Below are 12,801 nucleotides of genomic sequence, written 5' to 3' on the forward strand. Positions count from 1 at the left end.
CTACCGCCTGCAAAGAGGCGATAGGTTACCCGATCGCGGTACCACTCTTCTTGGATGCATGGCGAGCCGCAATGCTCCATCTTCTGGCCCGGTTAACGGCGGGGAACCGGCAAGACCTACTGCATCGCTTCAGTCTTGACACTCACGGGCGAGCTTCAGGCGCCTACAGACTGTCTCACACCACACGACAGCTCGCTGGGCAATAGGCGGTTCCTTACTGTTCCCGGTCTTTGTGTTTCGAATTTTGTTAATAGCATAGAAGCAACCTCGGTTCGTGTCAAGTGCAACTTCAACTCAGTAACTTCATCTCAGCATCCGATTAATGCGCGCTCGCTTTGGCACTCGCCCCTTGAGTTACCGCCAGCCTGTCCACCATGCTTTGACTTGACGTGTCCAGACCGGTAACGGTCACGCGATTGCCGTTCTCATGATATTTCTCGATCACCTTATCCAGAGCCCCCACAGCGGAATCATCCCAGATATGAGCCGCCGAGAAATCAATGACAATGGCCGCCGAGCGCAGCGAATAATCGAAGGCGTCAACAAAGCTGTTGCTCGAAGCAAAAAACAACTGTCCTTTTACCGTAAATACCGCCTCATCGCCATTCATGCGCTTGCGAACCTCCAGCTTGGACATTTTCGCTACAAAGAAAATAGCGCTGAGGATGACACCGGCAATAACACCTTTGGACAGATCATGAGTAGCCACCACGATAATCACTGTCGCCAGCATGACGAGAGCATCCGATTTAGGCGCTTTCCTCAAATAGTTGAACGAAGACCAATCGAACGTGCCGATGCAGACCATGATCATAATACCGGCAAGCACAGGCATCGGGATGAGCACAACCCAATCTCCGAGCACCAGAATGAGAAACATGAGGAACGCCCCGGCAACCAAAGTGGATAGACGGGTCCGTCCCCCCGACTTGATATTGATGACTGACTGCCCGATCATGGCACAGCCTGCCATGCCGCCAAAAAATCCGTTCACGATATTCGCGATGCCTTGCCCTCTGGCTTCACGGTTTTTGTCACTGCCTGTCTTGGTCATATCATCGACAATGGATGACGTAAGCAGCGACTCCAGCAGGCCGACAATGGCAAGCGCGAAGGAATATGGAAAAATAATGCGCAGCGTTTCCCAATTGAGTGGAACATCCGGAATCAGGAACATAGGCAGCGATTGCTGGATATTGCCCAGGTCACCCACCGTGCGCAGCCCGAGGTCCGACGAGATCGCGACGGCTGACAGCACCACAATGGCGATCAACGGCGCCGGGACGGCCTTGAAGAATCGGGGCACAATATACACAATCGCCAGTGTGATGCCAACAAATACATAAGTCATGCCCGAAATACCCCATACGTGCGGGATTTGCGCCATAAAGATCAAGATCGCCAGCGCATTTACAAATCCGATCATCACCGCTCGCGGAATAAACTTCATCAGCCTAGCCACCTTCAACACGCCAAAGATCAACTGAATGATTCCCGTCAAAATCGTAGCCGCCAGCAAGTATTGGAGCCCGTGCTCTTTGACCAGCGGGAGCATTAACAAGGCCATAGCACCTGTTGCTGCTGATATCATCCCGGGGCGGCCGCCCACAAACGAAATAATGACCGCGATACAGAAGGAGGCGTACAATCCAACCATGGGGTCCACACCCGCAATAATCGAGAAGGCAATCGCTTCCGGGATCAATGCCAATGCCACCACAATACCGGACAGCACGTCCCCTCTGACATTGGAAAACCAATTTCTCTTGATAGTCTCTATCACTTCTCTTCCACACCTCATATTGATCTATTATTTGACTTTGAACCCTTGCTCTCATCCGCCCTGTTCGAGAATCAACAGCAACAGTGTACCACCATTTGATCCGAAATGGAACCTTTTTGAGACCATCAATTATGGTATGATGTTGTAAATACAATCCCCTAGGAGATACGCGATGCTGATTGGATATATGAGACCTTATCACGATGATTGGGAATGCCTCGATCAGAAGGCAGCCCTGGAGCAGCTACCTTGTGAGCAGATCCTTCGAGAAGAGCATTCCTCGGCGAAGCGGCGTTCGGAGCTCAACCAGCTTCTGACGCAGCTAGCGCCAGGAGATAAGATTGTGGTTTATAAACTGTTCGCCATTGCCGATTCTACCCGGCATCTGGCAGAGCTGCTTGAAGCTATCCATGAGAAAGAGGCTTTCCTGCTGTCCCTATCGGAGCAGATCGACACCAGCCTGCCTGAGGGCTATCCTTTTCATCACATCATCAAGCATCTGGTGGAATTTCAAAGTGATGTCATTAGCGAGAAAACAAAAAGAGGACTATATGAAGCAAAGCAAAAAGGAAACACGCCCGGCAGACCCCGCAAACCGGATGAGAATGTAAAGCGGGCGATTCTGATGTATCAGAGCAAACGCTATACGTTGGCTCAGATTAAAGAGGAAACCGGCATCAGCAAATCAACGCTCTACCGTTACCTCGAAAGCGAAGGCACCTATTAGACAGACAGGTGTACAACGACCCTTTCTTTCAAGTCGGTCCGGTTTATAACAACCTGTAACTGTTTATAGTCTGTATAATCCGCCATCGCTTTGGCGAGATTATCCATAGAAACTGACACGGTTCAGGAGGTTATATCGATGGCTAACATTGTTTTTATTTCGCCAAGCAAATATATTCAAGGTCAGGGTGCCTTGCGGGAGATTGGGCAGCATATCAAGGACATGGGCCGCAAACCGCTGATTCTCGCTGACGAAGTGGTTTGGGGTATTACGGAGGATGCCATTACTCAAAGCTTGGGAGCGGAAAATATGGCGTACCACTTCGTCCTGTTTAAAGGCGAGGCTTCCGTTAACGAAGTGCGCCGGATTGCAGAGGAAGGCCAGTCACAGTCCGTCGATTACGTCATTGGAGTCGGCGGCGGCAAGACGCTGGATACGGCAAAAGCCGTGGCAGATGAGTTGAAGTCGAAAGTGGTGATTGTCCCTACAACTGCATCGACGGATGCGCCCACAAGCGCCCTCTCCGTTATTTACAGCGATGAAGGCGTGTTTGAGTCCTATCGCTTCTATAACCGGAATCCCGATCTGGTGCTTGTCGATACCGCGATTGTTGCCAAAGCCCCTGCCCGCCTGTTCGCTTCCGGCATCGCTGATGCCATGGCGACATGGATTGAAGTGCGAGCTACGCTGAAAAGCGGAGGGAACGCCATGTCCGGCGGCAAGCCGAGCATCGCTGCCCAGGCCATTGCTAGAGCATGCGAGGAAACGCTGTTTCAATACGGGATTCCCGCCTATAAAGCAGTACAGCAAGGGCTGGTTACCCGTCATGTGGAGGCCGTTGTGGAGGCGAATACGCTGCTGTCCGGCCTCGGATTTGAGAGCGGCGGTCTAGCCGCGGCACATGCCATCCACAACGGCATGACGGTGCTCTCCGGTGACATCCACCACCTCACCCACGGCGAGAAAGTGGCATACGGAACCTTGGTTCAGCTCGTCCTGGAGCTGCATCCGGAACAGGAGATCCTGAAATACATCCGCTTTTTCCGGGAGCTTGGCCTACCGACAACATTGGAGGAGCTCCACCTGAAGGAAGCGACCGATGAGGACTTGCTGAAGGTCGGTGCCGCCGCCACCAGCACCAATGAAACGATGGGCAATCTGTCCCCAGAGATTACAGCCGAGCAAGTAGCCAACGCAATATTAGCCGTTGACGTATTAAGCCAGCAACAGTAGCCCATGTCAACCAGCCCGCCGGAGATTCCGGCGGGCTGGTTGCTGTGTTCGCTTATTATTTTACATGATACAAATACAGCACATGCTCCTCCTCAAACCCTGCGGCCTGATACAATCCAATGGCACGCTCATTCCCCAGTTCTACACAGATGGAAATCTCGGCTGTATTCAGCTCCATAAACAAATGATTCAAGCCGGCATGCAACAACGATTTTCCGATACCTTGAGCTCGAAATGAATCCGACACCGCAATATACTCGACACTGCCTTCTTGATGCTCCGGGTTCCCTTCGACATAACAATACCCGCCAAGCTTGTCGTCTTTCCTATAGATGAACAGCTTGTTATTCTCGTTTAATCGACTTATAATCTCCGCTCCGCTATAATACGTATTCGGGAACACCGCGTCATGCAGCTGTACAAAATCCCTCATGTATTCGGTCCTGAACGCCGACACCGAGCCATCGGAAGGATATGGGCGATCCGGCCTTGATCGCTTTAAAATCATATGCGCATTTCGCTTCTCTGCACCCAGTGATGCCATAAGCTTCTGCGCGTTCTTGTTCTCCCGGTTATAGAATCCGTGAAAAGCTTTAACATTGCCTGCCAGCTTGCGAACCCCTTCTTCCCATAAGCGGGGTGCCACCCGCAGATATGCTTCTTCCTCTCCATCCACATACGGACCCCAGATTTCAGCGACATTACTTTCATCATCCGCATTGAGTCCCAAAACGCCAATGATATCATCGTTCTCGTAAGCCACCGTTATGAGCTGATCCGCGTTCCCGTCTTGAACGAACTCTTCCCGGATCGACGCTTCAATCTCATCCTTCTGGGTTCCGACATAGCCAACATGATGTTTGGCTTCAACGTTCAATCTCGATATAAACCGAGCGATCTTCTCCATATCAAGTGCTGTTCTCTGCTCCATCTTCATCCCCCATTTCTTGATCATTATAGCCTGTCCGGGACAAAAATCCAAAATTAGGGTTATTGATATTGTTCAAGCTGCTTCTTGGACAAACGCGGCCAGTATGGACGCGGCACATGCCGGGTCATCGTATGAAATACAACTCCCCACTGCTGGACCGTCAGCGAGCCGATCGATTGATCGCCTCGTATATCCGAGCTTCGCTTGAGATGCTTGATCTGAATCGGTGTGAAAATGCCGCGCAGCACGTCATCCGCCGGCGCCGTCGCCACCTTCAGTGCATACTCTGCCAGCCCGATGAAGGCCATCCGATCCTGATTGCCGATAATCGGCTTCGGTCTGCGGGTGATCATCACCATAGCGGATTCCACCTTCGGCGGCGGGGAGAAGCACTCCCTTGAAATCTCCTTGATCAATCGGAGGTCGAACCACATTTTCCACACGAGCACATACGCATTTTTCACATAAGGTGATGTAAATCGTTTGGCCGCGCCTTTCTCCATCACAATTACGCCGCGTTGAAATCCGCTCGTCGGCCGATTGAGCAGCAGCTTCATGATCGGGGTTGTAATTGCGTATGGAATGTTGGCAACAACATGAAATTTCCCCTTGGGCAGGCGCAAATTGAGAATGTTCTGATGTATGATGACGGTGTTGCCATACGCCGCTGTTTTGCGCTTCAGCGTGTCAATCAGTTTCTCATCATACTCCACGGCCAGCACTTTGCCAGCCCGCTCACTCAGTAGCGTTGTCAACGCCCCGGCTCCCGCCCCGAGTTCCAGCACCGTATCCTCGCTGCCAATTTGTGCCCGGTCCACAATCTCCCGGATCAGGCCAGGCTTATGCAGGAAATGCTGTCCCGAGAAATTGGGAGGCTCGCCTCTGCTCAGTTTAGTCCCGCTATACTTATGCTTTCTTCTGGTCATTGTCATCTCTTCCTCTCGAATGAAAATAAAAAAAATCACAGGCCAATTGCCTGTGATTTCAGCAGAGTAAAGGGAAGCAGACCGATCCTTATTTAATTGGACTGACGCCAAGCGCAGCAGAAGCCAGTATCGCACAGCGAACAGACTCCGCACGTTGCCGCGCAGAGGAAATGTAGACATAAATAAAGAAAGGCAGAACGATCCGCCTTTCTAATCCGAGTGAAGATTATTAAAAAAGGACAGACTGATCCCGTTACTCTGTTTACACCAAACAACAGAGCCCTTGAACGTATTTAATTAACGGTTCAAGGCTGGGAAACGCAGTCTCATCGAATGTGTCATTTTTTAATAATCCTCCAATATTCGTTAAGTTCATATTACATCCCGTATTATAGTGGCTGGATATGAGCAAGTCAATGATACAGCCCGGCAAACCTTGCCATACAAGGTTCCCGGGCTGTATAGGGTAACACTGCTGTTCGATTATTCAGCAGACCACTGATGATGGAAGCTGCCTTCCTTGTCCACCCGCTCAAAGGTGTGAGCGCCGAAATAGTCACGCTGTGCTTGCAGCAAATTAGCTGGCAGACGCTCCGAGCGATAGCTGTCATAGTAAGCCAGTGCCGAGGCAAAGGCCGGAACCGGAATTCCTCTTGTGACCGCAATGGAAACCACCTGTCTCCACGCCGATTGATAGTTCTCCACGATCTGTTTGAAATAGTCGTCCAGGAGCAGGTTTTTCAATTCTGGATTGCGGTCATAGGCATCCTTGATGTTCTGCAGGAAGCGCGCCCGGATAATGCATCCCCCGCGGAAGATCATCGCGATCGCACCGTAATTCAGGTTCCAGTTGTAAGCTTCGGAAGCAGCTTTCATCTGGGCAAAACCTTGTGCGTAAGAGGCGATTTTGCTTGCGTACAGCGCTTTGCGCACAGCCTCGATGAATTCCGCCCGATCGCCGTCATAGCTGCCGGCCGACGGACCATTGAGCAGCTTGCTTGCCGCCACCCGCTCCTCCTTCATCGCAGAGATGAAGCGTGCGAATACCGATTCCGTAATAATGGACAGCGGAACGCCAAGGTCCAGCGCGCTCTGGCTTGTCCATTTCCCGGTTCCTTTCTGCCCGGCTGTGTCAAGGATGACATCAACCATCGGTTTGCCCGTCTCCGGATCGATTTTGGAGAAAATATCCGCCGTAATCTCGATCAAATAGCTGTCCAGCTCCCCGCGATTCCACTCGGAGAAGATATCATGGAGCTCGCTTGTGCTTAACCCGAGCACATCCTTCAGCATATGATAAGCTTCCCCGATCAGCTGCATGTCCCCATACTCGATCCCGTTATGGACCATCTTCACGTAATGGCCTGCCCCGTCCTCGCCGATATAGGTCGAACAAGGATCACCGTTCACTTTGGCAGAGATCGCAGTCAGGATAGGCTCCACCAGCTCATAGGCATCCTTCTGCCCGCCCGGCATGATAGCCGGCCCGCGCAGCGCACCCTCCTCGCCGCCGGACACACCTGCGCCGATGAAGCGGAATCCTTTCTCCTGAAGCTCCTTGTTTCTCCGCTGGGTATCCAGGAAGAAGGCGTTGCCGCCGTCAATCAGAATATCGCCCGGATCCAAGTAAGGAATCAGCTGATTGATGGTGTCATCGGTTGGTTTGCCCGCTTTTACCATGATCAGGATTTTGCGAGGCGTCTCAAGCGACTGTACAAACTCCTCCAGGCTGAATGCGCCAACGAAGTTTCTGCCTTCTGCCTCGGCCAGCAGCTCTTTTGTTTTCTCAGACGAACGGTTGAATACGGCAACCGAGAAGCCTTTACTTTCGATGTTAAATGCCAGGTTCTTGCCCATGACGGCCAGGCCGATCACGCCAATTTGTTGCTTCTTCATCAGATAACCTCCTGTGAAGCGGTTCCCCCGCTGTTGAATCTATCCTCATTCATTGCTCGCTTTGAATTATCGCGAATTACACGTTCTGTGCAGACAGCCGCTTCAGCAGCTCCGCTTTCTGCGCTTCATATCCCGGTTTGCCAAGCAGCGCAAACATGTTGGCTTTGTAGGCCTCAACCCCCGGCTGATCGAACGGGTTCACGCCGAGCAAGAGACCGCTCATGCCGCATGCCTTCTCGAAGAAATACACCATCTCGCCGTAGGTATATTCGCTCAGCTGATCCAGCTCGACGATCAGGTTCGGTACGCCCCCGTCCACATGCGCCAGACGTGTGCCTTGCGCCGCGCTTTTGTTCACGTCGTCCATCGACTTGCCTGCCAGGAAGTTCAAGCCGTCCAGATTGTCCTTGTCTTCCTGAATGATCCATTCCACGCGCGGCTTCTTCACCGCCAGCACGGTCTCGATCAGATCGCGCCGCCCTTCCTGGACGTATTGGCCCATGGAGTGCAGATCGGTTGTAAAATCGACCGAGGCCGGATACAGCCCTTTCTGATCCTTGCCCTCGCTTTCGCCGAACAGCTGCTTCCACCATTCCGCTACATAATGCAGGGAAGGCTCGAAGTTGGCCAGCAGCTCGATCGTTTTGCCCTTGCGGTACAGTGCGTTTCGAACCGCCGCATACTGATAGCTTTCATTGACGGCCAGATCGTCATTACTGTACCGGTCTGCCGCAGCTGCAGCACCGGCCATCATCTGATCGATATCCAGTCCGGCAACGGCAATCGGCAGCAGGCCTACGGCAGTCAGCACGGAATATCGGCCGCCGACATCATCAGGGATGACGAAGGTTTCATAGCCCTCTTCATCCGCCAGCTTCTTGAGTGCGCCTTTCGAACGGTCTGTCGTGGCAAAGATCCGCTCCTTCGCCCCTTCCTTCCCGTACTTCTTCTCCATATAATCGCGGAATATCCGGAAAGCAATCGCAGGCTCGGTTGTCGTGCCGGATTTGGAAATGACGTTCACCGAAATATCCTTGCCCTCGAGCAGCTCCAGCAAATGAGCCACATAGGTTGAGCTGATATTTTGACCGGCATAATACACCTCGGTCGTTCCGCTCATTTGATTGTGAAACGTATGGGACAGCGCCTCAATCGCCGATCTCGCACCTAAGTATGAGCCCCCGATGCCAATCACAACCAAGGCGTCCGAGTGGCTGCGGATGCGCTGTGCCGCATCCTTAATTCTTGCAAACTCCTCGCGGTCATACTGATGCGGAAGTTCGATCCAGCCCAAATAGTCCGAGCCCGGACCTTTTTTCTCGTGGAGCATCCGGTGACCTGTCTTCACAAATTCCCCGAAATAGTCCACCTCATGCTGCTTCAGAAATGAAAGCGCACTGCTGTAATCAAATGAGATTGCCATCGATGATTCTCTCCCTTCAAGCCAGTAGGTTGGCTTATCCTTCATGAATTTCTATATCAATCGCCGGTTCAATATGATCTCCCTGTCGGTCTCGTCTACCATCTCCACAAGAAGATCCGGTATTTCACCAGGTTAAAGCAAACGCATCAGCGGCTCGGGTGAAGAACCCGCGACTCATCCGCGGCTGTCTCTTTCGCATCGAACCACCAGTGGTAACCGTCATTCGCAACCAGCGCGTCCGATTCGGCAGGGCCGTAAGAGCCGGCCGCATACGTCCGCAGCGGCACATCATTCCGTTCAAAGGCTTGCAGCACTGGCTCTACCCATTGCCAGGCCAGCTCCACCTCTTCCCAATGGGCGAAGAAGGTCGGCTTGCCAAGCAGTGCGTCATGCAGCAGATTTTCATACGCCTCCGGCAGCTCCTGCCCGCTGGCGTGAACGTCCAGCTGAACCGGCGACAGCTGCTCGTGATGTCGCGCCTGGTCCGGACTGAACTGCAGGCTGATTCCTTCCTGCGGGCTCATCTCGATGACGAGCAGGCGAGGCGCCGGCTTCCCGCTTCCGGCATCTGCAGCGTGGGGCTTGAACTCAACCACGATGCGGGTCGATTTCTCTTTCAATCTTTTCCCTGTCCGGATATAGAAAGGAACGCCGCTCCAGTAGTCATCCTCCATCAGCAGCTTCGCCGCAATAAAGGTGTCGTTAAGCGATTCGGCAGCGATATTCGGCTCCGATGTATAGCCCTGCACAGGCTTGCCCTGAATGCTGCCAGCTGTATATTGTCCGCGAATGACGCGCTCGCCGACTTGCTGCAGATCCAGCGGAACGAGGGACTTCATCAAGGCACGCTTCATGAGCGGCACCTCTTCCGGTGTGACCTTCTTCGGCAGAATGGCCACCATCATGAGCAGCTGCAGCATATGATTCTGGAACATGTCCCTGACCGCGCCCGAATGATCATAGTAACCGGCCCGATCCTCGACGCCGACGATTTCATTGGCGGTAATTTGCACATTGGCAATTTCCCGCTCGGACCACATCGCTTGCAGCTCCGGATGCTGCTGGTGCAGGTCCACCAGCTTCTGCACGGTCGGCTTGCCAAGATAATGATCGATCCGGAAAATCTCGTGCTCCTCAAACGCTTCGCTCAGCTGCTGATTCAGTTCACGCGCCGATGCCAGATCATGCCCGAACGGCTTCTCGATGAGCAGCCGCTTCCAGCCCGCGGCCGAGCCCAGGCCGCTTCCTTTGATATTGGCGGCAATCGGTGCAAAAAACTCTGGCCCAACCGACAGATAGAACATCCGGTTCGGGGTCAATGACAGCCCGTTCTCCCGCTTCTCTATGCGCTCCAGCAGACGCTCGTAATCCTCCTGGCGGCCGATGTCCAGCGTCTGATATTGAAACATGTTCAGGAAGCTTTTCAGCAATACCGGGTCCTTGACCTTACGCCGGGAGAAATCGGCGATCGATTGCTCCACATTCGATTTGAAAATATCATCGGTCCACTCCCGTCTCCCCAATCCAATTACGTGAAAGTAGGGCGGCAGCTTCTGTTCGATATACAGATTATATAGCGCAGGGTAAATTTTACGTTTTGCCAAATCCCCTGTCGCTCCAAATAATACAAAGGTTACAGGCTCCATGGTTCTCTCCCTCCGACTTCTGACCATTATGTCTATTCGATGAGCCGCCTGGTTCGCGGCCTAATAAATCCAAAGACAGACCTAAGCCTACGAAAAATTCGCAAGCACTAGATTCTTCATCTTTGTTCAACTATAATACAGATCATATCTATACAGGTAATTAATATATTTCGGGGGAGATATAGATGGAGTCTATGATAAACCACGAATTGTATAAAGTTTTCTACTTGGCGGCCAAAACTGGAAGCTTGACCCAGGCGGCCAAAGCGCTGTACATTACGCAGCCGAGTGTCAGCCACGCCATCAAGCAGCTTGAGGACAGCTTTGGCATCACGCTGTTTTACCGGAATTCCAAAGGGGTTGCCCTAACGCAGGAAGGTGCGATTCTGTACTCCTATATCGAGCAGTCCAACATTCTGATTTCCCTTGCGGAGAAAAAAATGGCCGAGCTGAAAAACCTGGAAGCCGGGGAGCTGAAAATCGGGGGAAGTGATTCGCTGTTCAAGCACTATCTGCTTCCGTACCTTGAGAAATACCACAAGCAGTATCCTTTCATCGGACTTTCCCTGATCCACGGGACGACGCCTGAGGTAATCACCTATCTGAAGGAGGGAAGGATTGATCTGGGGGTCGTGCGCCTGCCGATTGTCGATCCCCAGCTTGAAGTGAAGGAAGGCATAGAGCTGCAGGATTGCTTTGTGGCGGGGGCCCATTTTGCCGAGCTGAAAGGGAAGGTGCTCACACTCGAGCAGCTTATGGAGTATCCGATCATTTTATTTTCACGCAACAGCCGCGCACGGATGGCCATTACGGAATTATTCCATGACTACGGTTATGACATCAAGCCCGAGATTGAAGTGGGCAGTGTTGACCTGTTGATTGAATTTGCCAAAAAAGGTCTTGGCATCTCCTATGTCACCCGAGAGTTTCTCTCTAAAGAGCTCGACGAAGGAACGCTGTTCGAAATTCAATTGGATGTGCATCTGCCGCCTTCCCGAGTCGGCGTGATGACGATGCGCAATGTGCCGCTGTCCAGCGCTGCCAAAACCTTTGTCGAATATATCCGCTAACCGCAGCGGATCAGCCAGCCCTATATGAGCCTGCGAGGCAGCCATATAGGGCTGAATTCGTTCTTCAGGCATCATCATAGCATCTTTATAGCATCATAGCCTGGCAGCAGCTGAACGGCTACAGCACATGCCTGCCTAGCTGCTGGTAGCAGCTCCGCAGATGATGAAGCCGGGCCGCCGAAGGCTGGAGGTCATCGGCACGGCGCAATTCCAGCACCCAATGCCCGTTGTATCGGTTGGCCATCAGCCAAGCGGTCATCGCTTCCAGCGGCACCGTGCCTGCCCCAAGTCCCAAGTGCTCATCAGATTGTCCGGCATTGTCGCTGAGATGGAGCGCAACGAGCCGCGGCGTGGCTTGCTGCAGCATCAGCAGACAGCGCCCTTCCCCCGTCATATGAGCATGACCGGCATCAAAAACAATGCCGACGCGCGGGGAGTCCAGTGTATCGACGATGTCCCGAAGAAATGACATCTCCACCCCGTACAGTCCCGGATAAGGCGGAGCATTCTCCAGAGCTATGACGATGTCCGACTCTGCGGTCATCTCCAGAATCCGGGCCAGAAAATGGCTGACGCGGCGTTTGGCCTCATGAAGCTGCTCTGCCGCTGCTCCGGAAGCCCCTCGGGCATGGGCCGGAGACCAGCCACCCGATCCGCGCCCGGGATGGAGGACGATAAAGCTGGAATTCAGCAGCTCAGCTACCCGGATGGTGTTCAGCACAACGAGCTCCGAGCGCTTGCGCTCTTCCGGGTCCTCGGCCGCAGGGTTGCAGCCGGTAAACGGCGCATGAACGCTGAAGCGGATGCCGCGCTCCCGGCCCATTTGCTCCAGTTCGGCAATTCGCTCCTCCGGCCAGGCAAGCACCTCCTCATGTCCGCCTTCGCACATGATTTCGATCTGCTTCCAGCCGGCTGCCGATAGAATGCTAACCGTTTCGATAAGAGGAGTATCAATATATGCATATGTGGATACGGAATAATGATCACGGTCCATGGTTAAGTCTCTCCTTAAGCTAAGATGTCATGTCTGTCTGCCCGTGAAACCGGCAGGGTCGCTGGTGCTGAGGGGTGATGATATCTCGATAAGCGAAGCTGGCAAAAGAACTTTTCTCCATTGTAACAGCAGCATTTGTTCTTTACGTCAGAGCCGGGTAAACACTCTGTAA

Annotated in this window: 11 protein-coding genes and 1 other annotated feature; of the genes, 3 read left to right on the forward strand and 8 right to left on the reverse strand. The window is 52.8% G+C overall.

The features are described from left to right. Positions 1-10: 10 nt before the first annotated feature. Positions 11-240: a binding site (T-box leader), on the reverse strand. A 79-nt stretch (positions 241-319) separates the two neighbouring features. Further along, positions 320-1,783 (reverse strand): SulP family inorganic anion transporter, encoded by a 1,464-nt coding sequence (locus CHH67_RS11150; protein WP_095265260.1) that lies wholly within the window; start codon positions 1,781-1,783, stop codon positions 320-322. 172 nt (positions 1,784-1,955) lie between these two features. On the opposite strand from CHH67_RS11150, the gene CHH67_RS11155 reads away from it, so the two are divergent. Next, positions 1,956-2,510, forward strand: a complete 555-nt coding sequence (locus CHH67_RS11155; protein ID WP_095265261.1) for a recombinase family protein — start codon at positions 1,956-1,958, stop codon at positions 2,508-2,510. Positions 2,511-2,648: 138 nt separating this feature from the next. Next, positions 2,649-3,743, forward strand: coding sequence for a glycerol dehydrogenase (locus CHH67_RS11160; protein ID WP_095265262.1), 1,095 nt, complete (start codon positions 2,649-2,651; stop codon positions 3,741-3,743). A gap of 55 nt (positions 3,744-3,798) precedes the next feature. On the opposite strand, the gene CHH67_RS11165 is transcribed toward CHH67_RS11160, so the two are convergent. The 6 genes from CHH67_RS11165 to zwf form a co-directional block, all read right to left on the reverse strand. Beyond that, a complete protein-coding gene (locus tag CHH67_RS11165) occupies positions 3,799-4,698 on the reverse strand; it encodes a GNAT family N-acetyltransferase (protein ID WP_095265263.1) in 900 nt (299 codons plus the stop codon). Positions 4,699-4,733: 35 nt separating this feature from the next. Then, positions 4,734-5,600 carry a 23S ribosomal RNA methyltransferase Erm gene (gene erm / locus CHH67_RS11170; RefSeq protein ID WP_095265264.1) on the reverse strand — a complete coding sequence of 289 codons (867 nt, stop codon included), beginning with the start codon at positions 5,598-5,600 and terminating at the stop codon, positions 4,734-4,736. A gap of 297 nt (positions 5,601-5,897) precedes the next feature. Further along, a complete protein-coding gene (locus CHH67_RS27210; RefSeq protein WP_141235798.1) occupies positions 5,898-5,942 on the reverse strand; it encodes an erythromycin resistance leader peptide in 45 nt (14 codons plus the stop codon). Positions 5,943-6,083: 141 nt separating this feature from the next. Continuing rightward, positions 6,084-7,496: an NADP-dependent phosphogluconate dehydrogenase gene (gene gndA / locus CHH67_RS11175; RefSeq protein ID WP_095265265.1), complete on the reverse strand. Its 1,413-nt coding sequence runs from the start codon at positions 7,494-7,496 to the stop codon at positions 6,084-6,086. A 76-nt stretch (positions 7,497-7,572) separates the two neighbouring features. Further along, the gene (locus CHH67_RS11180; protein ID WP_095265266.1) at positions 7,573-8,919 is read right to left on the reverse strand and encodes a glucose-6-phosphate isomerase; all 1,347 of its coding nucleotides are present in this window, start codon (positions 8,917-8,919) and stop codon (positions 7,573-7,575) included. Between the two features lie 146 nt (positions 8,920-9,065). Then, complete coding sequence (gene zwf / locus CHH67_RS11185) at positions 9,066-10,565, reverse strand: glucose-6-phosphate dehydrogenase (RefSeq protein ID WP_095265267.1); 1,500 nt, start codon at positions 10,563-10,565, stop codon at positions 9,066-9,068. 185 nt (positions 10,566-10,750) lie between these two features. Here zwf and CHH67_RS11190 point away from each other — a divergent pair, with 185 nt between their 5' ends. Further along, positions 10,751-11,635 (forward strand): LysR family transcriptional regulator, encoded by an 885-nt coding sequence (locus tag CHH67_RS11190; RefSeq protein WP_095265268.1) that lies wholly within the window; start codon positions 10,751-10,753, stop codon positions 11,633-11,635. A 118-nt stretch (positions 11,636-11,753) separates the two neighbouring features. On the opposite strand, the gene CHH67_RS11195 is transcribed toward CHH67_RS11190, so the two are convergent. Continuing rightward, the gene (locus CHH67_RS11195) at positions 11,754-12,629 is read right to left on the reverse strand and encodes a sugar phosphate isomerase/epimerase family protein (RefSeq protein WP_095265269.1); all 876 of its coding nucleotides are present in this window, start codon (positions 12,627-12,629) and stop codon (positions 11,754-11,756) included. Positions 12,630-12,801 lie beyond the last annotated feature (172 nt).

The organism is Paenibacillus campinasensis (assembly GCF_002272015.1).
GTDB classification, from domain to species: domain Bacteria; phylum Bacillota; class Bacilli; order Paenibacillales; family Paenibacillaceae; genus Paenibacillus_AQ; species Paenibacillus_AQ campinasensis.

Excerpts from the sequence above, each read along its gene's own strand:
- CHH67_RS11155 (WP_095265261.1), top strand. The coding sequence starts at position 1,956 with ATGCTGATTGGATATATGAGACCTTATCACGATGATTGGGAATGCCTC.
- CHH67_RS11180 (WP_095265266.1), bottom strand. The coding sequence starts at position 8,919 with ATGGCAATCTCATTTGATTACAGCAGTGCGCTTTCATTTCTGAAGCAG.
- CHH67_RS11190 (WP_095265268.1), top strand. The coding sequence starts at position 10,751 with ATGGAGTCTATGATAAACCACGAATTGTATAAAGTTTTCTACTTGGCG.
- CHH67_RS11165 (WP_095265263.1), bottom strand. The coding sequence starts at position 4,698 with ATGATCAAGAAATGGGGGATGAAGATGGAGCAGAGAACAGCACTTGAT.
- erm (WP_095265264.1), bottom strand. The coding sequence starts at position 5,600 with ATGACCAGAAGAAAGCATAAGTATAGCGGGACTAAACTGAGCAGAGGC.
- CHH67_RS11195 (WP_095265269.1), bottom strand. The coding sequence starts at position 12,629 with ATGGACCGTGATCATTATTCCGTATCCACATATGCATATATTGATACT.
- zwf (WP_095265267.1), bottom strand. The coding sequence starts at position 10,565 with ATGGAGCCTGTAACCTTTGTATTATTTGGAGCGACAGGGGATTTGGCA.
- CHH67_RS11160 (WP_095265262.1), top strand. The coding sequence starts at position 2,649 with ATGGCTAACATTGTTTTTATTTCGCCAAGCAAATATATTCAAGGTCAG.
- gndA (WP_095265265.1), bottom strand. The coding sequence starts at position 7,496 with ATGAAGAAGCAACAAATTGGCGTGATCGGCCTGGCCGTCATGGGCAAG.